At 37.2% G+C, this 24562-nt stretch carries 20 protein-coding genes and 1 pseudogene; 7 read left to right on the forward strand and 14 right to left on the reverse strand.

All coding sequences use genetic code 11. The features are described 5' to 3' along the window. Positions 1 to 793: 793 nt before the first annotated feature. Together J2Z23_RS20760 and J2Z23_RS20765 are read left to right on the forward strand one after the other, a co-directional pair. Positions 794 to 1162, forward strand: a complete 369-nt coding sequence (locus J2Z23_RS20760; protein WP_476629907.1) for an RNA polymerase sigma factor — start codon at positions 794 to 796, stop codon at positions 1160 to 1162. A 52-nt stretch (positions 1163 to 1214) separates the two neighbouring features. Further along, positions 1215 to 1469, forward strand: a complete 255-nt coding sequence (locus J2Z23_RS20765) for a helix-turn-helix domain-containing protein (protein WP_017795849.1) — start codon at positions 1215 to 1217, stop codon at positions 1467 to 1469. 713 nt (positions 1470 to 2182) lie between these two features. Here the strand turns inward: J2Z23_RS20765 and drcB are convergent. Further along, the gene (gene drcB, locus J2Z23_RS20770) at positions 2183 to 4108 is read right to left on the reverse strand and encodes a daptomycin efflux ABC transporter permease DrcB (RefSeq protein WP_209975150.1); all 1926 of its coding nucleotides are present in this window, start codon (positions 4106 to 4108) and stop codon (positions 2183 to 2185) included. Beyond that, on the reverse strand, positions 4095 to 4862 hold the full coding sequence (gene drcA / locus J2Z23_RS20775; protein WP_018705605.1) for a daptomycin efflux ABC transporter ATP-binding protein DrcA: 768 nt from the start codon (positions 4860 to 4862) through the stop codon (positions 4095 to 4097). Before drcA ends, drcB begins: the two co-directional genes overlap by 14 nt. A 207-nt stretch (positions 4863 to 5069) precedes the next feature. On the opposite strand from drcA, the gene drcR reads away from it, so the two are divergent. From drcR to J2Z23_RS20800, 5 genes and pseudogenes are all read left to right on the forward strand, one after another. Next, a complete protein-coding gene (gene drcR / locus J2Z23_RS20780; RefSeq protein ID WP_064468419.1) occupies positions 5070 to 5741 on the forward strand; it encodes a daptomycin efflux response regulator transcription factor DrcR in 672 nt (223 codons plus the stop codon). Beyond that, positions 5738 to 6763 (forward strand): daptomycin efflux sensor histidine kinase DrcS, encoded by a 1026-nt coding sequence (drcS, locus tag J2Z23_RS20785; protein WP_064468418.1) that lies wholly within the window; start codon positions 5738 to 5740, stop codon positions 6761 to 6763. The genes drcR and drcS overlap by 4 nt, the downstream gene beginning before the upstream one ends. Positions 6764 to 7251: 488 nt before the next feature. Continuing rightward, positions 7252 to 7434: a helix-turn-helix domain-containing protein gene (locus J2Z23_RS20790; RefSeq protein ID WP_107589062.1), complete on the forward strand. Its 183-nt coding sequence runs from the start codon at positions 7252 to 7254 to the stop codon at positions 7432 to 7434. A gap of 590 nt (positions 7435 to 8024) precedes the next feature. After that, the gene (locus J2Z23_RS20795) at positions 8025 to 8210 is read left to right on the forward strand and encodes a DUF3173 domain-containing protein (protein WP_057987222.1); all 186 of its coding nucleotides are present in this window, start codon (positions 8025 to 8027) and stop codon (positions 8208 to 8210) included. A gap of 38 nt (positions 8211 to 8248) precedes the next feature. Next, positions 8249 to 9459, forward strand: a pseudogene (locus tag J2Z23_RS20800) (site-specific integrase). Between the two features lie 56 nt (positions 9460 to 9515). Here J2Z23_RS20800 and guaA read toward each other — a convergent pair. The 12 genes from guaA to J2Z23_RS20860 all read right to left on the reverse strand — a co-directional run bounded on the left by guaA (position 9516) and on the right by J2Z23_RS20860 (position 24550). After that, on the reverse strand, positions 9516 to 11069 hold the full coding sequence (gene guaA, locus J2Z23_RS20805; protein ID WP_057987218.1) for a glutamine-hydrolyzing GMP synthase: 1554 nt from the start codon (positions 11067 to 11069) through the stop codon (positions 9516 to 9518). 281 nt (positions 11070 to 11350) lie between these two features. Next, positions 11351 to 13549, reverse strand: a complete 2199-nt coding sequence (locus J2Z23_RS20810) for a transglutaminase TgpA family protein (protein ID WP_064468416.1) — start codon at positions 13547 to 13549, stop codon at positions 11351 to 11353. Continuing rightward, a complete protein-coding gene (locus J2Z23_RS20815) occupies positions 13546 to 14760 on the reverse strand; it encodes a DUF58 domain-containing protein (protein ID WP_209975154.1) in 1215 nt (404 codons plus the stop codon). The genes J2Z23_RS20810 and J2Z23_RS20815 overlap by 4 nt, the downstream gene beginning before the upstream one ends. A 2-nt stretch (positions 14761 to 14762) precedes the next feature. Continuing rightward, positions 14763 to 15716, reverse strand: coding sequence for an AAA family ATPase (locus J2Z23_RS20820; RefSeq protein ID WP_057987211.1), 954 nt, complete (start codon positions 15714 to 15716; stop codon positions 14763 to 14765). A 1175-nt stretch (positions 15717 to 16891) separates the two neighbouring features. Beyond that, entirely contained in the window at positions 16892 to 17719 is an 828-nt protein-coding gene (gene nadE, locus J2Z23_RS20825; RefSeq protein ID WP_209975156.1) for an ammonia-dependent NAD(+) synthetase, read from the reverse strand. 19 nt (positions 17720 to 17738) lie between these two features. Beyond that, a complete protein-coding gene (locus tag J2Z23_RS20830) occupies positions 17739 to 19214 on the reverse strand; it encodes a nicotinate phosphoribosyltransferase (RefSeq protein WP_057987207.1) in 1476 nt (491 codons plus the stop codon). Positions 19215 to 19302: 88 nt separating this feature from the next. Further along, positions 19303 to 19863, reverse strand: coding sequence for a cysteine hydrolase family protein (locus tag J2Z23_RS20835; RefSeq protein ID WP_209975158.1), 561 nt, complete (start codon positions 19861 to 19863; stop codon positions 19303 to 19305). Beyond that, on the reverse strand, positions 19860 to 20450 hold the full coding sequence (locus J2Z23_RS20840; RefSeq protein ID WP_057987203.1) for an HAD hydrolase-like protein: 591 nt from the start codon (positions 20448 to 20450) through the stop codon (positions 19860 to 19862). Before J2Z23_RS20840 ends, J2Z23_RS20835 begins: the two co-directional genes overlap by 4 nt. 116 nt (positions 20451 to 20566) lie before the next feature. Further along, the gene (locus tag J2Z23_RS20845; protein ID WP_209975160.1) at positions 20567 to 21256 is read right to left on the reverse strand and encodes a hypothetical protein; all 690 of its coding nucleotides are present in this window, start codon (positions 21254 to 21256) and stop codon (positions 20567 to 20569) included. A gap of 49 nt (positions 21257 to 21305) precedes the next feature. Further along, complete coding sequence (locus J2Z23_RS20850) at positions 21306 to 22247, reverse strand: hypothetical protein (RefSeq protein ID WP_064468413.1); 942 nt, start codon at positions 22245 to 22247, stop codon at positions 21306 to 21308. A 485-nt stretch (positions 22248 to 22732) separates the two neighbouring features. After that, a complete protein-coding gene (locus J2Z23_RS20855) occupies positions 22733 to 23014 on the reverse strand; it encodes a hypothetical protein (protein WP_057987197.1) in 282 nt (93 codons plus the stop codon). A gap of 39 nt (positions 23015 to 23053) precedes the next feature. Then, on the reverse strand, positions 23054 to 24550 hold the full coding sequence (locus tag J2Z23_RS20860; protein WP_057987195.1) for a hypothetical protein: 1497 nt from the start codon (positions 24548 to 24550) through the stop codon (positions 23054 to 23056). Positions 24551 to 24562 lie beyond the last annotated feature (12 nt).

Here is a 24562-nt window from a genome sequence, read left to right on the forward strand (position 1 = left end):
GTCTACGTAAATATTTTAACTGATTGAGAGTTATTTTGGCAGAAAGTGTTCAATTCTATCGAGCAGAATCTGTCCACTTTAGTCTAGCAGTTACATAACTATAAATGATGTTTTAAATATGTACACTTTTGATTGTAAAATGATGTACAGAAATGACTTTTAATGATTTGTCAATCAATATGCGAACTTTACATGGAGCCCCTGTGGACATGATTGACATGCCAGGAAGCCAGGCCCTACAGAGTCTGGCATAGCTATCAGGCTATCATGTCCACTTCTCCATATAAAGTTTTTAAAGCACTATAATCAAAACTGTACATTCTTATCCAATCGTTTTTGTACATTGTTAGAGTATCATTTATAGATAACCATATCTGCCCTTATGCTTCTCAAAAATAGAACTAATGAGCCTTTTCCACTTGGAATTTTTATCTGAGTGCTCAAAAGTATTAATTTTATAATAATAAGTGTTACGTGGAATACCGGAAATTTTGAGTAATGTCTTCACAGGATAATCGTGCCTTAGCTCATATATTACTTTTACTTTTTGTTTTGTCGTAATTTGTTTTCTTCTTGAACTAAGGCTTTCAACTTTTTAAATAGAATTTTCCATTTAATAATATGTATAAATTTTTACTCCCACCTGGCTTATGTTCAGTTGGGCTTTTTTGTATTTAATGAATATTTTTTAAAATATTGCTTTTATTTTTGGCATTTCATAAAAAATCTTGTTGAAGGTTATGAAAGGGGAAATCATCACCCACCTTTGCAGTTGCGAAGGGAGAGGAAATGCATGATAGAACCAGATCGTACCGAGTGGCAAATTCGCTGTGCATTTAATGCCTTTTGTAAACGTGTATTGAAGAATGAAGCAATCAACATTTATAACGAAAGGCAACAACGTCTAACAAAGGAGATGACATTTTCGGATCTCACACCACAAGAAGAAAATCAACTCTTTACCTTAGATCATCAATATGAAGGAGAAAAGGGTGAAAATCTACAAGTGGCGGGAAAAAGTATTACTCCTAAATTACTTGCTGAAGCATTGCGTACTTTGCCAATAGAAAAGCGTAAGACAGTCCTACTATACTATTTTTTTAATAAATCAGATGTAGAAATAGCCGAACTACTAGAGATTCCTCGTAGTACGGTTCAGTAAAGACGGACAAGCTCTTTTAAAAGGTTAAAGCGATTTTTGGAGGAACATGCAGATGACTGGGATGATTGATGCTAACACAAAAGACAACGAATGTGGCTTATTACCGTATCCAATTATTTTAGCTGCAAATAAGGGTGATCCAGAAGCGATGAATTACGTTATTTTGCATTATGGAAGCTATATGGCAAGTTTGTCTATGCGTAAACTTTATGATGAGCGTGGTAATACGTATTGGGGCATTGATGTAGACACGCATGATCGTTTACGTTCGAAGCTTATGCAGGGCATTTTAGCTTTCAAGATTTGATTACATGGTTAAGTTTTCCCTTTCACATATATTGTTCTTTGACAAAGAAAGCACGGAAGATAACGCCGCGCAGTATAAACAAAAAATCAGATACGTTCTACTGATGATGAGCCACTTGATTCATACGCCATGACTTTCGATAGAAACGGCGATTATCTATGAGTCTAAAACAGTCGTGGTAGATTGTTGGCGATAACTCATCAGATTGGATAATGATACTCCTTTACCGTCATGGTTCGAGCGTTCAAAGCGTCGCAAGCTATGAGTAGGGCTGGAAGAAATACTTGCAGGGGTGAAATTCCCGTGGAGCTGTACCAACAGCCGTCTGATTTTAACTGATTAATTAAAAGGGGGGGTGCTTTTTGAAACAGAACTTGATTACTTATGGTATGCAAATTGCTATGTTAAAACAACTGCTAACCCGTACATAATTACCGAGAAAGAATATTACATGGTTCAAAATAAATTAATGAAAAAATATGGCATCATTTCTGATAGTACAGGCTTAATTGTGTTTCTATTGGTGATACATTTTGTATGGGAGTTATCATATTTCCAATCATTCGATTTTTTGTTGTTAGAAGATTTAAGGATGTTCAATTTGAACTTCAATAATATAATCGGTCTAGATTCCAGAGTAATGAGGATTTTTTTAACAATGGAATACATGACAAAACACCTCTCGAACCGAACATTCGAGAGATGTTTCGCTCTTATTTATTTACAATGCGATTGTACGTATTAACGGTTAATACGTAATAGACTGCATAGATGATAACAAAAAAGACTATAGCCGTTAGAATAGGGAAGATAAGATTGATTCCAATGAGATTAGAAATAAAGTTGCTAGTAAAGTACAATGTCACACAACTGTGCAATATTCCTACGGTTAGTGGCAATCCGAACACAAATAATGACTGTCTTTTGATTGATTTACGTATATCCTTTTTATTGACACCGATTTTTCTAAGGATTTCATAGTGTCCTTTCGCCTCATTCGCTTCTGTTAACTGTTTGAAATAAATGATACTTCCACTTGCCGCTAAAAATACAAGCCCCAAAAATCCAAAAATAAAGAGAGTAATTGCGTTTCCTTCTTTACCTTGCTTATACTCCGTATAAAATGATGAAGAAACTTGAAAATCGTTTCCAACCAGTTTATTTACTTTCTTTGATGTGGCTTGTGCCGTTACTTCATTTTCCACTTCATACACTTTATAAGTTAATGGAGCCTCTTTTTTGGCTATCTCAGCAAACATTTCGTTACTGACTACGAGAAAGAAATCGGGATAATCGAAAGGTAGCACATTACTTTCAACCATATGAACAAATGGCAGTTCGCTGCTTCCTTGAGGCAATTGAATCGTTATATTTTCTCCTTTAAAAACCGACTTCGTATATTCAGTAAACCTTGGCTGGATTACTGCTGCTTGATTTCTTGATAGTGAGACTGTTTCATCCTTATTTAAAGCATTCGCTGCTTTATTAAATGTACTTTCTGAGATTAATTGCACAGGATTTATGTCATAATCCAGTTGAAATGAGAGTATTCCTTTTACCTGAATGACGGGTATGTCTAGTTGGGCTTTTATTGGATGTCGATGATCTGCTTTTATTATGCTCTCCACCTGCGAATCAAATTCTGGACCTTTTGACAAATGCGAATAGCTGAACGGAACAACTTCCTCAGCTCTTTTTTCGTTGCTGTAATACCCACTGTAAGTTGCACCTAAGAAACAGATCGTTGCAGAACTCAACAATGCAATGACTGTAAAGGTACGTGCATTCCCTCTAATACGAAACAGTAAGCGAGATATTTCAATTATTCTAGTTCCTCTATAATAACGCGACTTATTTTTTTGTGATAATCTTAATAAATAGACTGTTACAGATCGAAAAAATAAATGGGTGCCAATGACGAGAGCAACAAAAGCAATACCATAATTTTTCATTAAATATTCCGTAGTAAATTCGTCAGGAAATGGTTTTAATATCAGCCAGTAACTAACGACAAGCAATATAACTCCGATAACAGCCGATATAAGTGAAACCTTTGGAATTTGTTCTCCTTTTTTCTCATCATAGAATAATTCGATTAATGTAAAACGATAAATCAAACGGTAACCTTGAACGGAAGTGAATAAAATAATGACCATAAAGACTATGACTGTTTGGGTAATCGCTAGAATGGAAATACCGAAGTCCACCTCGGCAATTGAACCCATAAGTTTTATTAAAATCATTGCAAATAATTTGGAAAGTAAGGTTCCAAGAATAATTCCAATAACTATTGCAATGATTCCCATAATCAAATTTTCATAAAATAACATTTTTGCAATGGTTTTCTTGCGTAAACCAAGTATGGCGTACAATCCGACTTCTTTCTTCCTTTTTCTTGTGAAGAATGAATTGGAGTACAAAATAAAGATTGCTACGAATAAAATTAAGATAATTGATGATACCCCAAACATGAAACTCATTGTATCCGACAATTCAATGCTTTCCTGAATTTTTTCGCTATATTGCAAGGAAGTGAACGTATAATAAATAACCGTGCTGAAGACGAGCGTAGCAAAATAGACAAAATAATTATTGAAATTACCTTTAATATTTTTCCTTGCTAAACTAAATAACGTCATTTGCTCCACCCCCCAGTGCGGATAGAACATCCAACACCTTGTTGAAAAATTCTTTGCGGGATCTTTTCCCTTTCACAAGTTCTGTGAAGATTTTACCGTCTTTAATAAATAGGACGCGATTACAATAACTTGCCGCATAAGCATCATGGGTAACCATTAAAATTGTTGCCTTGTCTTGTTCATTAAGATCCTTTAAACTTTCTAATAAGTCTGTTGCTGATTTCGAATCCAACGCACCTGTTGGTTCATCTGCCAATATTAGGTTTGGCTTTGAAATAATCGCGCGTGATGCTGCCGTGCGTTGCTTTTGTCCCCCAGAAATTTGATACGGGTACTTATTTAAAATGTCGCGAATGCCAAACTTATCTGCCACTTCATCTGCTCTTCGTTCCAATTCCTTAACGTTCAATTTTGCCAAGGCTAACGGCAAGATAATATTTTCTTTCACAGTTAGAGTATCTAATAAATTATAGTCTTGGAAAAGGAAACCAAGTTTGTCACGGCGAAAGGCAGATAATTGCTCTTCATTCATCTTTGTCAAATTGATTCCGTCAACCACGATGTCACCAGCAGTCGGCTCGTCAATTGTTGCCAATATATTTAGTAAAGTTGATTTACCAGCACCCGAGGGACCCATAATACCGACGAATTCACCTTCCATGACGGTTAAGTCTATATCCTCCAAAGCAGAAAATACATTTCCCTTTGCACCATAGACTTTTTTTATTTGTTTTGCTTCGACAATAGTTTTCATATTTAAATCCTCCATTCAGAGTTGTTTTGTTTTACGTTTTTATTTTACAATAGGTGCCCTTTATATAAACTTACAGCTTGATCTCGTAACCTTACATTTTCGTCACATTGATAAAAAATATCTTTAAACACGATATTTTCTTTGTATGTTGGTCGATATTCAATTAACATGATGTTAAAGAAGGATGATTGTTTGGAGGGAAGAGGAATGAAAATCATGATTGTGGAAGATGATTTGACCATTCATGATATGGTAGGGGAAACATTAGAAAAGTGGGGTTTTGAAACCGTTAAGATCGAAGACTTTGACCAAATCATGCAGGTATTTCTTAATCATGATCCTCACCTAGTCATCATGGATATCAATTTGCCATCGTTTGACGGATTTTACTGGTGTAATAAAATCAGAGAAATTTCAAAGGTCCCTATGATCTTTCTCTCTTCCCGTGATACACCAATGGATATAGTGATGTCGATGAACATGGGAGGAGATGATTATATTCAAAAACCTTTCCATATGGATGTATTGATTGCAAAAATTAATGCACTCCTCCGCAGAACGTATTCCTACATGGAAACACAGTCTAAGACAATCGAACATGATGGAATTATATTAAACCTTGAGAACGGAGAGGCCTTACATGGAGATCGAAAGTCGGAACTCACGAAAACAGAATTTCTTATTTTGAAAATCCTGATGAAAAATAAAGGAACCATCGTCAGTCGTACGAAAATGATGCGTAGCCTTTGGAAGAATGAAAATTTCGTAGACGAAAATACATTGACGGTTAATATTGCTCGTCTGCGTAAAAAGCTTGCTGAACTTGGAAAAGAACACTTCATTATGACTAAGAAAGGACAAGGTTATATTATCCAATGAGTTTCTTTCAATATCTAAAAGATAAACGGAATTTCTTTATATTAAACGTGATCATTATGTTCTTTGTTTCTTTGATGATGATTGTGAGCACAGATTCCAGAAACGCTGTAAGTAATATCGTATATACCAATGTGGTTATCTTTTTTATTGTAGCTATATACGTAATCATCGAATACTATTACAATAGAGAATTTTATCGGGAATTAAATGATTTGGTTGAAAGTAATCATGAAGAATTTCTCGCAACTCTGCCTAAACCGCGAAACGATGAACAACTGTTATATCTTGAGTTATTAAAAAAAGTAAATAGTGTGCATGGCGATCGATTACAAAAGTTGTATAACGAAAAAATGGATCATCAAGACTTTATTACATCTTGGATTCATGAAGTCAAGGTTCCGATTGCGGCAGGTCGCTTGCTTATGGAAAACAGTAATGGAAGAACTGTTGAATACCTTGTGGACAAGTTTGAAGATGAGTTGGATAGAATCGAAAATTACGTGGAGCAGGCTCTTTATTATTCTCGCATTGATTCTTTTTCCAAAGATTATTTTATTTCCGAGGTAGTGTTGGATCAAGTCGCTAAAAACAGTGTAAAGAAATTTGCCAAATCTTTTATTAACAAGCAAATTCGTTTTCATATGGACAATATTGAACAGGTTGTCCATACCGACAGTAAATGGCTTGGTTTTATTATGGATCAAGTTTTTTCAAATTCTTTAAAATATACAGGTGAAGGCGGGGAAATCTCCGTACAATTTGAGGAAGATCGAAAAGAAAAGCGGCTACAGATTCAAGATACAGGCATTGGAATTAAGCCAGAGGATATCAGCCGCGTATTTGAAAAAGGATTTACAGGATCTATTGGGAGAAGTCATGCCAAATCTACCGGTTTAGGTCTCTACCTTGCAAAAGAAATGGCTCTTAAATTAGGACATGACCTTTCCATTCATTCAGAAGATGGGAAATATACGAAGGTCATCATCCACTTTCCAAAAATCAGAAATTATTATCATCTATAAGTATAATGGTGGGGTTAAAGAAATTGGTTAATCGGAAAATAGTATCAAATTAAAGGTGTTCAAGTAGAATAATGTTTATCATAAGGCTTAAGAAATATTAAATAATATAGCCAATAGTAAGTGAATTAATTGATAAAAAAATGAGTAAATGAAAATAGCTATAACCAGGTTTTTATTATATTTTAATCGAACTTTTCAAATATGGTTTTATTAATACCACGATTTAAAAAACTTTATTTTTGTATTATTCATTATTATGTTCGATCAGTTTTTATGTGAATTGTAATAAAATAGAGTTTGACATTTAAAGTATTTCTTGTTTTGGTCCTTAATATTAAATATTAAAAATGATTCTACCTAACTGTTAATATTCAGTTGGGTTATTGTTTTTTAAAAACTTTTTCTCTGATTTTTGGCATTTTACAAAAAAACTTGTTGAAGGTAATGAAAGGGGAAATCATCAAGACGTTTTTTGGAGGAGCATGCAGATGAATGGGATGATTAATACTAATACGGAAATCAATGAGCGTGGCTTTTTGCCGTATCCAATCATTTTAGCTGCAAATAAGGGTGAGCTAGAAGCAATGAAAGTAGTTGTTCTACATTATAGAAGCTATATGACAAGTTTATCCATGCGTAAGCTCCGTGATGAACAAGGAAACACTTATTGAGGCATCGATGAAGATACACGCGAACGCTTACGAGCGAAGCTTATGCAATCTGTTTTAACTTTCAAAATTTGAATACAGAATGGTTAGGTTTTCCCTTTCATTCATCATATATTTGTTCTTTGACAAAGAAAGCACGGAAGATAACGCTGTGCAGTGTATAAACAAAAATCAGATACGTTCTGCTGATGATGAGCTGCCTGATTCATACGCCATGACTTTCGATAGAAACGAGCGATTATCTATGAGTCTAATACAATTGTGGTGGATTGTTGGCGATAACTCATTAGCAAGAATAATGATACTCCCCTATCGTCATGGTTCGAGCGTTCAAAGCGTCGCAAGCTATGAGTAGGGCTGGAAGAAATACTTGCAGGGGTGAAATTCCCGTGGAGCTGTTACCGACAGCTATCTGATTTTTAATCTTCAGATCAACAAGATTAGAAACTATAACCATCAAGTTATGACAATAGAATCTTTATTTTTAGTGCAAGAGCCAAAATCACGTAATATATTAGAATTAGTTTTATAGACGCGATATAATAATAGACAGATATCAAACAGTATATCCTAGTCTATGGAAAGGAGTTCATATGGTCACAGTCACTAAAAAAGACTTGGTAGCACTAGGTTATGGTCCCTCTTTTTCAGCTGATATCATTAAGGAATGTAAAAAGCTAATGATATCAAAAGGACACACGTATTATCAGTCAAAAAAGTTAGATCGTGTTCCTAAAGAAGCTGTTGAGGAAGTATTAGGGATAACTTTAGATGTGTGATTTGTACTTCTTGCACTAATTGCGTAAGGAGTGAAATCGTGACTAAAGATATCGTCAAAAAAGCAAAGAACGGAACATATTATTTCCGTGCTAATTTAGGGTATCACCCAATCACTGGCAAGCAAATTCAGAAGTACCGTAGTGGTTTTAAAACTAAAAAAGAAGCAAGGGAAGAATATTCGAGGTTACTGCTTACAAAATCAGATGAATTAGAAGAAAAACAAGATGACATTCTGTTCCAACAGTTTATTGAAGATATTTTCTTACCTTGGTATAAAACACAAGTAAAAGGAAGAACGTACGATAATCGATTACCGGCCGTCAGAAAACATTTCACTTTTTTTAATAGTTTAATCACTACCGAAATTACCCCAATTCATGTTCAAAAATGGCAATTAGCATTATCTAAAAAGAAGTATCGTTCTTCTTATATTAGAAATGTTCAAGGGTTGTTTTCCATGGCAATGGATCGAGCTGTTGTTTTAGGTTTAACCGAAAGTAATCCATCGAAAATTGTTGGAAATGTAAAAAAGACAAAGACAAAAATAGATTTTTGGACAAAAGAAGAATTTGAAAAAGTCATCTCCCTTTTTTATAAGGAAGACTACTATCAACATTTTTTATTTATTTCATTGTGGTTTTTGTTTATGACAGGCATGCGAATTGGAGAAGCCACTGCGATTCAATGGGAAGATATTGACTTTGACAAAGGTTTGTTATCAATCGATAAAACACTTTACTATAAGAATTTAGATAACTATTCTTTTGTAGAACCAAAAACAAAAGCTAGTGTTCGTCATATTGCATTAGATGAAGATACATTAATGTTACTCCACGAATGGAAGGAAAAACAGCAATCTATCGTCCAAACCAATTTTGTGATGAGCTATAATGGTATCCCTACACAAAAGCATACGTTAGCAAATGCCATTACACGTTATTCAAAAAAGCTGGGGTTCATCGAATAAGATTACATGCTTTACGACATTCCCACGCTTCTCTGCTTATCAGTATGGGAGAAAACCCATTAATCATCAAAGATCGTTTAGGACATGAAGATATTGAGACAACACTCGGCACTTATGGACATTTGTATCCTAATAGTAATTTTGAGGTTGCTCATAAACTAAAAGGTATCCTATCTTTTCAAACTGCAACTGAAAATAAAGATACTTCGCCTAAAAATCAATTTACTGCTCAGTATCTTCGGAAGGATTTAGAATCAAATAATGCAATAACAATGCAATGACAATAGGGGAAGAGCCGAAAACCCTTGTCATCAAAGGGGTTTCGGCTCACCTTCAACTACTCCCACTCAATCGTCGCAGGTGGCTTGCTTGTCACATCATATACGACACGATTGACATGCTCTACTTCGTTGACAATTCTAGTGGAGATTATTTCTAAGACATCCCAAGGGATTCTTGCCCAATCTGATGTCATGCCATCAATAGATGTGACTGCTCGAATACCAATGGTGTGGTCATAGGTTCTGGCATCTCCCATTACTCCTACACTTCGAATATCTGGTAGTACGGTGAAGTATTGCCAAATTTCGCGTTCTAGTCCAGCCTTGCGGATTTCTTCGCGGAGGATATAGTCAGATTCCCGGACAATTTCTAGCTTTTCCTCTGTTATTTCGCCTAAAACGCGTATACCAAGTCCTGGTCCAGGGAATGGCTGTCTCCAAACAATTTCGTCTGGGATTCCTAGTTCTGTTCCAAGTTCTCTTACTTCATCTTTAAATAATGTATTTAAAGGCTCGATTAATTCGAATTGCATATCTTCTGGCAATCCACCTACATTATGATGGGATTTGATTGTTTGCGCAGTGGCTGTACCACTTTCAATGATATCCGTATAAAGTGTCCCTTGCGCTAAGTATTCAATACCTTCAAGCTTTGTTGCTTCATCATCAAATACATAGATAAATTCATTTCCGATGATTTTTCGTTTTTTCTCCGGATCTGTTACACCTTCTAATTTACCTAAGAAGCGATCTTTTGCATCTATCTTAATAACATTCATGTGGAAACCTTCACTAAAGGTTTTCATTACACTTTCTGCTTCGCCCTTGCGGAGAAGTCCATGATCAACAAAGATACAAGTTAATTGATCCCCGATCGCTTTATGAATTAAGACAGCAACGACAGAAGAATCTACTCCACCACTTAATGCACAAAGAACTTTTTTATCGCCAACGGTTTGGCGAATTTTCTCCATTTCAACTTCTATGAAGTTTTCCATGGACCAGTCACCGGTACATTGGCAAATTTCAAATACGAAGTTCTTTAGAATTTCATTTCCATGTACTGAATGACGTACTTCTGGATGGAATTGTACACCGTAGAATTTCTTGTCTTCCCGACTTATTGCCGCAATCGGACAGGATGGGTTTGTCCCAACAACTGAAAAGCCCTCAGGTACATCCTTCACTAAATCTCCGTGACTCATCCAGACACTCTGTTCTTTTGGTAGACCTTTAAATAATGGTGTTTCTTCTTTTACTTCTAGAGTCGCTTTTCCATACTCTCTTCCTTTTGCTCTTTCCACTGCTCCACCAAATTGAACAGTCATTAACTGCATTCCATAGCAGATACCAAGCACTGGAATACCAAGTTCAAATAGGCGTTCATCACATCTAAAAGCATTTTCGCCATAAACACTGTTTGGCCCACCTGACAATATAATCCCTTTTGGATTCATTGCTGAAATTTCTTCCGCCGTAATTGTATGGGGATGTAATTCACTATAAACGCCAAATTCACGGATTCGTCTAGTAATTAATTGATTGTATTGACTTCCAAAATCAAGAACAACGATCATCTCTTGATTATGTAGTTCAGTCTTTCCCGCCATGTCAAATCCCTCCAGTTCTTTACCTTTAATCCAAAAACATGTTTTACGAGCTTTTTACTAGTCATAGGAAGCCATTATAATGCCATGCACTTTATTGAATAATGAAGAGCCCTTATCCTGATGATTGTTTTATCTTTTTACCAGTACATCAGAAATTTGTAAAACGATTTAAATGCTCCCTCGGATATACGAAGGAGCATTTCAGCTCATCACACACAGCAAATGGTTTAACTAGTAGAATCACTGATTTATCTCATTTTATACTTGGAAACGCCCTTCGGTCAACCTGTTGCTTTTTTTATTAAATTTTCCCATAATTCCTTGGTCGCTTTTAGGTCAATTTGCTCACTCGTAGGCGATTGATAAATTAGTCTTTCGTAACTTTCTGTTAATACGCTCATATCATCGATCTTATAATATGTGTCAACTTGTGAGGCAAAGTCACGTAGTGTTTGGCCTTTTTCACGTTTTAACCCGACTCTCGCTAACTGTTTCAGCAGCTTCCCATATGCCTCGATCAACTTCTCTCGATCAGAAGGTCCCTTAAATAAATATAACAAATAATAAGGAAGCCATTTTTTTCTCATACCAAATAATAGAACCCCGATTAAAATTAGCCCAAGCAATACATAGATAACATACATTTGGTATTTCTTCATTAAAGTGGTTTCTTTTTCTTCCGGTTGGGAATTTCTCTCATTCTCAACTTGCTTAGGTTCTTCTATCTTCTCTTCTTTAGGTTCCTCTCTTTGTTGTTCCTCCGGTTCTATAGCTGAATTACCTGAAGAAGCCGGGATCGCTGGATCATTATTTTCATCGTAAGAATAGTCCACAGCATTCTGAAAGCCAATCGTTGGCTCAAACGGCATCCAACCTTGTGTTGGAAATAGCACCTCTACCCAAGAATGGGCATCATTGTTTGTAACTTCATAGGTTCCATTTTGCCCCATATAGCGTCCAGGTGCATAGCCTTTTGCCCAACGTGCCGGTATTCCCTCTGCTCTTAATAATGTTACCATCGAGGTAGAAAAATTATCACAATAGCCCTTTTTCGTATCAAAAAGAAATTGGTCAACATAATCTTGACTCCCCTCTGGTACCGGAACATCTTCTTGAGTATAAATAAACTCACCATTTTTAAAATATTGCTCAATCGCTTTCGCTTTATCAAACCAATTATCATGGCCTGCCGTAATCTCATTTGCTAAATCCTTTACTCGGTCAGGCAATGAATCAGGTAATTGTAAATACGACTCCAGCCATGCTTTCACATTTGTGTCAACAGAATGATCATTCGTCTCTCTCATCTCTTCAACGCTAAAGTTCTTATTCTGATATTCGATTGTATATTGTTCCAGTTCAACTGCATTATTTTGCTCATTATAAGATCGTAACTTGTTTAAATTAAAATCATACTGAAAAGAACCATTTTCATTTCCTTTTACTGTTATGAATCCATACGGAATAAGGATATGTGGATAAAGTAATTTCATTGTAATATGGGCTTGTTGCGTTTCTTTGTAATCCCTATTTATTATAGGATCAACGGGGATATTCTCCCCTGATTGAATATTTCCTAAAGGACTTTGCCCTGTTGATGCTCTCCAACCTTTCCCTGTATAAATATCCTTCGTCTCCACTCGCCAATACTGTCTTGATGGCGTTTGAGCCGTAAAGACAACTCGATCATCTGGAAGAAAAGGGCCCCCAAGACGCGTATCATCTTCTCCATATCCAATCCGTGAAGTTTCGTTATTTCGCGGTAAAACATTATCTGCTTGTGATTGGATAAAGGGAACTGGGTCAGGCCAAACCGGACCAGCTTTTGGAGAAATATAACCAATAAAGACACTAAAGCTGATCATCATAACAAGTGGAAGTGTCCATTTCCATTTTGCCGTCGTTGGTATTTTTATACTTTCCTTTGCAACTAACCGTTCGAAAAATAATAGTCCAAGCAAGACAAATCCAATGGAAATGATTCTAACGATTGCCCATTTCGCTTCATACTTCGTAAAGGTATCCAGGACACTTATATAAAAAATCGTCATAATAAAAAAGACTAAAATGGATCTTTTTACTTCTATCCAATACTGAAATAGATAGGTAACAATCCAAATTAAAATATAAAGCAAAGCAGTCCGAAATTGATCAGACAAATTATCAAATTGGCCTGATAACAACAGTTTTATATTATCGACACTATCTTGAAGCAAAAGATAGCTCCATCCCCCTAATCCGCTGTTTTCCTTTCCAAAAACGAGAAATAGAAAGAAATAGATCAGGAGCATTTTTAACAAGAATCCTAGCCATGGACGAATTTGGAGAAAATATATGCATAGTGCACTCAACAGAAAGTAAACAAAATATTCGATGTGCCCAGTATTGGTAATTTGTTCAAGTGGTCTTAACCATTCCCATAATAAGAAAAAACCTAATCCATATAAGAGGAAAAAACCGATTCTTTGTTTACGTATCATGCTTGAAGCACCTCCGAAAAGGCCATTTGAAATTGACCTTCATAGAGGGTCTTTATCATAATCCCTCTTTGATTTGCTAGTGAAATATATTTCCCTTCATCCTTATTAACGGAAGTGCCGCGCTTTTTAATATTATAAATGATCATCCCACCACTTCTTCTTGTCTCCTCACTTAATCCATCGACAAGCTGTTTAGTGACTGATGACGTTATGACTACGATTGTGGCTGTTTGCTGATAAGGAGCTAATTCCTTATTCATCACATGAACGAATGGCGTTACACAATTGGGCAAGACTCTCGCAAGATGGTGAAAGATGATATTCTTTTGCATCTCCTCTCCCCGAATGGGGATATAAGTCACTGTTGTGCCAACGGAGAAAAAGCCAAGTTTCCCCCCATGTTGAATGATCGTTTTAACTAGTGATGCTGCAAATTGGACCGAAACTTCAAAATGGAGAGTATTTTCCCGATCTAAAACGACCATTAAGTCATTCGATTGTCTTACCTCAAATTCTTTCGTCATCATGCTATTCGTACGCGCTGTAGCTTTCCAATCAATCCAAGAAACCCTATCGCCTGGTTGATATTGTCTCACACTCGAAACAAGGGAGGTATCCCTTTGGAATTGCAAAGGATTCACAGCTCCACCATGTTCAAAGCGGCTTTCTAATGGTTTATAAATTAATTCCTCGTATTGAGGATAAACAAGGATTGTTTGTTGCAAATCAAACCATCTTTCCTTTTTTAAAATACCAAGAATATCTCCTGTAATAAGACGAATTCCCTCCCACCTATGTTCCCCTCTAGCAACCTTTAATGAGTACTGTAACTTTATCTTTCTTTTAAAACCAGGGAAAACCAATTGCTTATACTGTTCGGAGTGGATATCGGAAGGGAGAATATCTTCTACTACTAAAAACAAAATGGGGAAAGGGACTTTCCTTTTTAGCGTAATGTCAATTTTTATACTCTCTCCTGCTTTTAAATTGCGCTTAGGCACTATTCTTTCAACTTTGAATCCTTGCAAAGGATAAAAAAGGAGAAGGAATGCATATACGGCAAACGGTAGAAAACTATAAAAAATAAACCAACTAACAAATCCACCTTGAAACATCGCAAAAACATACGAGATTCCTAACAGGACAAGCAATAAGCCAAACCTGAATAAGGACTCAAATCGACGGAGACGTTTCAATTTAGTTTTTAACATGATCAAACAGTCCTTTTTATCGGCACGTCAGTATTTTTAATAATTTGCTCTAATACATCTTCAGAACGGATTCCTTGGTATTTAGCTTCTGCTTTCAAAATGACCCGATGTGAAAAAACATAAGGTGTAAGATATTGAATGTCATCAGGGATCACATAATCCCTACCAGCAATGAAAGCATAGGCCTGAGCTGCTTTCATTAAAGCGATAGATGCTCGTGGGCTTGCGCCTAAATAAACATCCTCATGCTCCCTCGTCTGTCTAGCTAATTCCACAATATAATATTTTAGCCCTTCTTCTACATAGACTTCTTTGACACATTTTTGCATCTTGATTAAATTTTCAAGGGAAACAACAGAATCTAAATCCTCAATTGGGCTATATTTTTGTGATCTAGTCAACACTTCCACTTCCTCAGAGATATTCGGGTAACCCATTTTCATTTTTAGTAAAAAGCGATCAAGCTGTGCTTCAGGAAGTGGGTAGGTTCCTTCATATTCAATCGGATTTTGCGTAGCCATTACAAAAAAGGGACTTTTTAATTTTAGTGTCGTTCCATCAACCGTCACACTTTTTTCTTCCATTCCTTCCAAAAGAGCGGATTGTGTTTTCGGTGAGGTGCGATTAATTTCATCTGCCAAAATAATATTTCCCATAATCGGTCCTGGTCTGAAGATAAATTCCATTTCTTTTTGGTTATAGACAGATACGCCTAGAACATCTGAAGGCAATAAATCTGGAGTAAATTGGATACGTTTGAAGGTAGCATTCACAGATTTGGCCAAAGCGCGAACCATCATTGTCTTTCCAACCCCTGGTACATCTTCTAATAAAACATGCCCTTCTGCTAATAAAGCTATAAGACTTAGGCGGGTAATATCGGTCTTCCCTATCATAACTTTTTCAATGTTGGCAATGATTTTTTGAACTTGTTTTTGCATTATCTCATGATCCATAGTAGTACACCATCTCTCTATTATTTATATCAGCGTTTCGTTTTCTATCATCTTAAATTCCTTATATCTTCGTTTTACTTTTCTTTAACTTACTTTAGATTCATACAAAAACCAGAGAATATAAATGCCACGACGTATGAAGTACTAGGGTGCACCTTGTACAGAAGAAATAGTAGTTTAGAAATGCTGAAAGAACAGCAAACCCTTTATAAACAAGAGCTCCTACTTTTCTTCATTATAACAAAAAAGGCAGATAAAAAGTTTTGAATTTTCCACCACTTTTTACCTGCCATGATTATTTCGTATCATTTGATAATTAGATTGCAAAAAGAATCCTAGTACAGTTTCTAGTCATAATGAGCGATGTCTCTATCAATTGGTCTAAGAGGCACACAATGTAGAACAGAACTGTTGCGACGTCCATGCTAGCAAATTCGTCTTTAGCTGTTCACTCTTATTCATTTCACATTCACCCTTTTGTCCTGCGCCTAGCGGCTAGCAAATTTACGGCTTCTGATTGCGTTAGTCAACATCGGTTCGTCCTTCGTCCTCACCGTACTGTCTCGCTCCAGACGGCAGGAGCTCGAGGTCAAATAACCCTGAACCCCTGAAGGGCAAGTTCACCCTTCTTCGGTTCAGGAACATTTGCTTGTCGCTCCTAACCAGCCGTCTTTCGCTTTTCACTTTTCCTTTATCTCAGGCCAACAGGATGTTGGTCAGAACGGCGTTGCGACGTACAGGATGTACTAGTGCAGACGAAGCGACAGGACGTCGCGGTTTGAGTCTGCCGCCAGGACGACGCGCTTTTTTTAGCCGTTCATCCTTATTATCTAAATTTGTACGCCGCTGAACAGGCGCTTTCGCTTTTCTCTGTCTAGCTCCGACTCCTAGCTGCTAGCAAACTTTCGGTGCCTTCCTACGATAAGTCAACATCAGTTCGCCTTTTAGGCTCACTGTGTTTCCTTTATCTCGTCAGGCCCCTAGATAGTTTGTACGCAGCTAAACAGTCGTCTCCGCTTTTCGTTGTCTAGCTACAGCGCCTAGCGGCTAGCAAATTTACGGCTTCTTCTTACGATAAGTCAACATCGGTTCGTCCTCCGTCCTCACTGTGTTTCCTTTATCTCGTCAGAAGCCTTTAAATTTGTACGCCGCTGAACAGGCGCTTTCGCTTTTCGTTATTTCCAGAAGTCATCGAAAATGTTGATGGGTAAGTGCCGTTTATGAGCTGATTTACGATAGAGTGCTTCAATTGTATTCTTTGCTGTTGCTGATACTTTTTTTCCTTCTAGGTAATCATCAATCTCTTCATATGAAACTCCTAGTGCCACTTCATCTGGAAGTAAAGGACGGTCATCTTCAAGATCTGCGGTAGGGATTTTCAAATATAAATGCTCTGGACATCCAAGTTCTTTCAGGATTTTGCGACCTTGCCGCTTATTCAAACGAAAAATAGGTACTAAATCTGAGCCACCATCACCATATTTTGTGTAAAAACCTGTCAATGCTTCAGCAGCATGATCTGTTCCTAGCACAACGGCATTAAAATGAGCCGCTACACTATATTGGGCTTTCATACGTTCACGAGCCTTTTCATTCCCTTTTGTAAAATCACTTATAGTGATTCCTGCCTCTTGAATCGCTCTAACACTTGCATTAACTGCTGATTGAATATTCACTTCATAAACCTGACTTGGTTTGATAAAGTCTAATGCATCTTCTACATCCTGCATATCAGCCTGTGTACCATAAGGCAATTTCAGAGCAATAAATTGATATTTCTGATCATCTCGCTCCTGATTCAATTCATCGACTGCCATTTGCGCAAGTTTTCCAACGAGCGTCGAATCTTGCCCACCTGAAATGCCTAATACAAAACCATTAAAGAAACCATATTTATTCATATAAGCTTTCATAAAATCGATGCTTTTGCGAATCTCTTCATTCACGTCAATTTTAGGGCTCACCTTTAACTCTTCAATAATTTTTTGCTGGAGCGGATCCATGAAATAACCTCCTTACTCACTATTTTTCAGAATGCTTAATCCGATTTACTTCGTCTTTCACTTTTTGTATATTCTCCATCTTGTTATCCCAACATCTTTGACTAAGATCAACAGGATATTCCTCTGGATTTAATGACCTTTTATATTCATCCCATAATAATTGTAAGGCCTGTTTCGCATAAGCTTGGATCTCAACAAGTTCCGGCAACTCATAAACACGTTTCCCATCTTCAAAAATAACATGATGTAAATGAACAGCATCAAAGTTCGTTACAAACTTGCTAATATAAGTATGGGTGGGATGAAACATTTTCAAGCGTTCTTCCTCTGCTGGTTGCTCATCCCAAAGTGTAATATAATCTCCCTCAGATTTATGATTTATCCTATTTATGATCCGATAAACCTTTTTTCTCCCTGGTGTCGAAACTTTCTCCGCATTACTGGAAATTTTTATTGTATCTTCCATTTCGCCCTGCTCATTTTCAATAGCGACTAATTTATAAACGGCGCCTAGAGCAGGCTGATCATAGGCAGTAATTAGCTTTGTCCCTACTCCCCAAGAATCAATCTTAGCTCCCTGGGCTTTCAAATGCAAAATCGTGTATTCATCAAGATCACTGGATGCAAAGATTTTCGCATCTTTAAAGCCCGCTTCATCCAACATTCTTCTTGCTTCTTTTGATAGAAAGGCCATATCTCCACTATCTAAACGGATCCCATTAAAATTAATGTTATCGCCGAATTCTTTCGCCACTTTAATCGCCGCAGGTACTCCTGACCGTAATGTATCATAAGTATCAACAAGAAAAACGCATTCCTTATGAGCTTCAGCATATTTTTTAAATGCCGTGTAATCATCATGATAAGCTTGCACCATCGCATGAGCATGTGTACCTGCCACAGGCAATCCAAAAATTTTCCCTGCTCGCACATTACTTGTCCCATTAAAACCACCAATAAAAGCCGCTCTTGTTCCCCAGATAGCTGCTTCTGTCTCCTGAGCTCTTCGTGTTCCAAATTCCAAAGCTAATTCATCATTAACAACTTGACGAATTCTTGAAGCTTTTGTAGCAATTAATGTTTGGTAATTCACAATGTTAAGCAAAGCTGTTTCCACCAATTGCGCTTCTACTAAAGGCGCTTCTACTTGTAAAATTGGTTCATTATTAAAGACGACTTCCCCTTCCTTCATAGAGCGGATTGTACCCGTGAACCTTAATTCTTGTAGAAATTGGATAAAATCTTCCGCATACTGTAATTCATCACGTAAGTAGGCAATATCTGTTTCGCTAAATCGAAAATTCTCAATATATTGAACGATTTTCTCTAAGCCCGCAAAAATGGCATATCCATTTGAAAATGGCAACTTACGGAAATAGAGATCAAATACTGCTCTTCGATTGTGGATTCCATCGCGGAAATAAGCTTCAGCCATATTAATTTGATATAAATCTGTATGTAATGTTAGACCGTCGTCCTGGTAATGCTTATTCATATTCATTAGCTCCCTTTATTTAAAGATCTCGCTCAAACGTCCAGCAACTAGCAAACTTCCGGTGCTTGCTACAAAAGCTTACACCTTTCTAAGCAACTGTTATGACTTTGGCTCCAAGAGTATTCGTAAAATGCGTTAGTGCCCACTCATGGCCCGCTTCATTAAAACTTGCCATAGCATCAGAGTAAAGGACAATTCGGAAACCTTTATTATACGCATCAATCGCCGTGTGCAACACACAAATATCTGTGCATACACCGACAATATGTACTTCTTCAATTCCACGTTCTCGTAGTTTTATGTCTAAATCAGTTCCCGCAAAAGCACTATATCTCGTTTTATCTATATAATAAACATTTGTCGCTTGTTTATTCTTTTCATACCAGTCTTGGAGAGAGCCATAAAGTTCCCTTCCTGCTGTCCCGGCTACATTGTGCTCGGGAAAAAGCTTTGACTCCGGGTGATAAACGTCACCTTTCTCATGTTTATCAATAGCAAAAACAATATAATCATTGGCAGCGAAGAAATTTTGGGTCACCTGAACAATCGCTGTTTCAATATCTTGTCCTGGCTTCCCACAAGTAAGTTTCCCATCAGAAGCAACAAAATCATACGTATAATCTACATTCAATAAAGCGCGTTTATTCATTTCAACGGCCCCCTTAACAGATCCACAACAGCATCTGTATATTCTTCAATTTTAAGATCTGCCTCAATATTAGGATTTTGAAAAGCACAAGTCCTTAAACCAACTTTTTTTGCAGGAATCAGATCTAGTGCTCGATCTCCAATCGCCCAATCTAATTGATATTTTTTATGTATATATTGATAAGCATCTACCTCAGGTTTGCGCGGAAATCCATCATCATCAGGACTAACAATTTCATCAAAATACTTTGCAAGACCCCACTTTTCAAGTAACTCCTTTGTAGACTCACGTGTCCGATGGGTTACAATCACATTGACCTCTGCTGCAGCCAGTACTATCTCGACACCAGAAAATGGCTCACTTCCTGTCTCTGCACGTGCATGATCCAATTCTTTGAACCGATCACGATATTGCTCAGGGATACCAAAATGAGCAAAGGCCTCCTTTGAAGTTCGCTTGAGCCAGCGAAGGGCTTCTACCTCATCCACTCGATTTCCATGAAACTCCTCGTAAACTGTACAAAAGCTTGCTAAAATCGCTGGGTACGAATTAAAAATTGTTCCATCAAGATCCCATAATATCCTCATAAGCTCCACCTATCTCCATTTTATATATTCTAGATTACCATATTTTTAACGATAAATAAGCTTTGAAATTTTAAAACAAACTTACGATTAACCATTCGACCATTTTAGCCATATGATTAAACAAAAAATCGGATTGAGAAAATATAAGGACCTAAAAATAGAATGTTGAACACAATACCAAGAATGGCAAATAATTTTCTGTCTTTATATTTTACTAAACTTGTAATCCCTAAGCCAATACCACCGAGAGAAAATAAGAGATTGCCGAATAAAACTAGGGCAAGAAAGATAAAAAGGAAGATACCTCCCATCGTCTCGGGAACAATAGAAGTATGAATGATTAATAAACTAATTATAATCAGCATGATCAGAAAGAACCATACAGAGATTGCCAGCCAAAGGGAGAGTAAATCAAATCTTTTATACCATTTATCATTGAACTGTTTCCCAGTTGCGGTGATAGTTGTTGTCTTTTTATGATAAAAGAATGTGGCTAAGATTCCTTTAAATAAATAGTACATAACAACACATCCAAGAGGTATTGTGACAAGGACATTCCAATTTATATAAAGAACAACTTGGTTTAATAGAAATAAACTAAATAATAACAGTGCACATATACGGCTTTTTTTATAGATACCATAAGCTAATCCTAGAAGTAAGAACATATCAACGAACACCCACCACGATAATTCTAAAAACCCCCATATTTGGGATATCATAACTAAGATGAAGGTTAGTATTGACATTATCATGGCAATCAAAGCAGCGATCTTCACGTGCTGCTCTATTTTATTCTGTTCCATGTAATCACTCCCTTCTATTTCAGTTTCAGTATCGCTTTGCAAGCATCTCTTAATCCACCTTTCTGTCGTTTTTGAACCAAGTAAAACGATGCTTTTGTCTATTGATTATCCACTTTCCTCTAACGAATTCATTTGCTTTTAAACGAATAAAGTCTTCAGGGACTTGTTGCAGTTTCCGTATGTAACCTTTGGGAGTAATAAGCGTTTTACTATGAGAGTGAAAAACGATTTGTTGATACTCAATTTCAGTACTAATTTGTTTTATGATCTCTGTTGTCAATTCTCTTTCGTCATCACTCAAATACTTCACCATCATCGTGTCCTTTAATAAAGATCGGACTAACCTTAGTTTATTTTGGTGTTGCATTAACAGTATTCCTCGCTGCCTTGCATATGTTTTGAATTTACTTGTTACCTGTAATAAATGGAGAAAAGTCTTTTCTGGTATACTTCCAACTTTTTCAATTTCTGATTTAATAGTTTGAATTCTAACCGCATAATCGTACATTTTTTCTTCCAGGATTTTCTGCTGATCAATATAAACCAAGATATCATTGATATTTTGAAAAAGTTTATGTTGTTTTCCAAATTCCTGCTCATAACCTCTGATCATTGCTATTCTGATCTTATCTAGACTTTCTCGAATCCCCTGAAGAGAAGCTCCTCCTGTTTTTAAGGTATGCTTTATATCATCTCGACTAATCATAATCGTATAAAAAGTTAAATAAACTTTCATACAATACTCCGCAATATCTTCACTTCTAACAATTTTGCTTTCGGAATCGAAGATATGAAATTTATAAAAATGATCTGCGGCTATTTTATCTGAACGACCACTATAAATGGCTAATAATTTGTAAATTCCCCTACCCACTTCTATATTCGGGCTAATATATGCTAGTTCCCACATGCCAACAAAGGGAGCCGCCATGATCTGATCTTTCCCGCTTACTGGGATCATGATTTTCGGGGGTCTTACTTTATTTCCCATTACTATTCTCTCCATTCCAGTCTTGACTATTTTGAAAAAAAGACCGAATCCTCATAATGACGGTCGGTCCATAAACAATCTTTGAGTATGTGTTCAAATAGGAGGAAAAAAGAACCCGTCGGCGACTACGCTGACATCCTGTCAGCAACACCGACACTACCACATCGTGTGTGTCGAAAGTCCGAAGCTGCGTAGTTTCGACGCACAAGGGAAAGCCTCCCTGAATCCGCATCACACGAAGGTAAAGTCGTTTTCCGAGGGGCGTAGAAACAAGCCAACGAACTTGCGCGTGTGTGGTGCTTCGACGTACGACATAGGACGTTTCGGCACTTAGTCGAAGATCCCTTTAGCTCGCAGTGTCATTTTTACCGATGCCTGCAGGACGTTGGTCGAAAAGGCGTTGCAACAGGACGGCGCAAACTTAGCTATTCATCCACTTGATCCTTAATTTTGAACATCCCCATTTATACAGTTGTCGTTCAAACTTACAGGCGAGTAAGAGCAAAGAAAGCAAAGACGATAATGATGATTAAAATCGTAACAAGAACAGTCTTGACACTTTCAACCTCCACTCTTTTCCGTACCTCGGAATATACGATAAAAAAAACACCTATCAATCCAAACAATATAATGGAGTATTTAATCCATGGGTTATCCATGATTATCCCTAGTTGTCCTCTTTCCCCAAAATAGGCTAGTGTGAAGCCTCCTATAATAATTGTACTGGCAAAAAACAGCCAAATAATATTCCACATCCGATCACTCAATAAAAACACTCCCTGCCCTATTGATTAGGAAAAAGACTCTTAAGGTATGTGTATCTTAAACAACTTCCACATCCAATTCTTATAACCAGAGCTGAATTCATACTTGATATTATTAATAAAATCTCCCCATGCATTGAAGTAATTTCTTAAGCCATTATCTGGGTGTGCATCTGGATTATTCCAGTAAATAATATCTTTATAAAAATCCGTCAGAAATTTGCTTGGGAATTTTTTGGCAAAGTCAATAATTTGCGATTTTTCTAGCCATTCAGGTATGTTTAACCCAGCTGTCCATCGATTTAGTGGAACGAGCGTGCCAAAAACGAGAGCACTTATTCCGACATTGGTCCAATTTATACCATCACCCATAACCCATTGCTTAAGGATTTCCAACCCTGTTCCAACTCCACCACCATATAAGATCCAGCCCAATCGCTTCCAGCCTACTACATTGCGGACTCTGGTCCATAATCCGGCACCAAAGACAGAACCAAAAAATGCGACTACAGCATTTACTGCCATACCTTTGATATCCCATTCACCCGTCATAACGCCGATTGAAATGTCAAAAAAGACCGAAACAACCGAACCACTAATACCTACCTTTAATAGTCCCATCCAACCATTATTTGCAGCAAGGAAACCACTAAAAGCAGTTTTCATACTTTGCAAGAAAGGCAAAATCCTCGTTGCCCATGTTGTTTGAATAGCAGTACGAATCGCTTGAAAAGCCGGGACAATTCCTCGTGTCCAGGCTGCCTGAATCCCAGTACGAATCGCTTGGAACGCTGGAACAATTCCTCGTGCCCAAGCAAACTGAAGTGCAGCACGACCGGCTTGAAATGCGGGAACAAGCCCTCGCGACCAAATAAATTGAAAAGCAACCCGTAAACCAGTACCAATTTTTCCTATTCCAAATCGCAAACCTTGAAGTAATAGTCCAACAGCGCCTGCTTGAACAGCAAACGCAATTAATCCTCCTGTTAACGCTCCACCTACAATCCAAAGTGCCGCATGCAAGGGGTTAAAAGCATCTGTTCCACCATATAAGGCAAAATAGATAATTCCTGCTATAATTGCCACAACGGCTGCGACAACGGCGACCGCAATAGAGATAATCCCGCCCACGACTAGTAAAACGATAGCCGCTACAACAGCAACGATAATGCCAATCGTAATAATTAAATCTTTTGCCCAATCCGGTAAGGAATCCCACAGATCGGCTAGCATTTGTCCTATTTCACCTAAAAAGTCTAAAAATCCATCCCAAAGATCAATGGCACCTTCGATTACGCCATCCACAAAATCACCAATGGCATCACCGATACTACTCCAATCCCAATCAAGAGGATTTAAATTGATCCCTCCACCACTACTGCCAGCCTGCTGTTCTGTTGGAGTCAAACTATTATCATCATATTCAATGTCCCCAACCGTTGTAGAAGCATTCGCTGTAAATGGAAATAACAAAATGATGAGCAGCATGATGTATGGAATGATTTGGCTAATCGATTGAATGAGCCTATTTTTTCCCATGCTGAAATCCCC

It is taken from the genome of Lederbergia galactosidilytica (assembly GCF_017873565.1).
GTDB lineage: Bacteria > Bacillota > Bacilli > Bacillales > Bacillaceae_C > Lederbergia > Lederbergia galactosidilytica.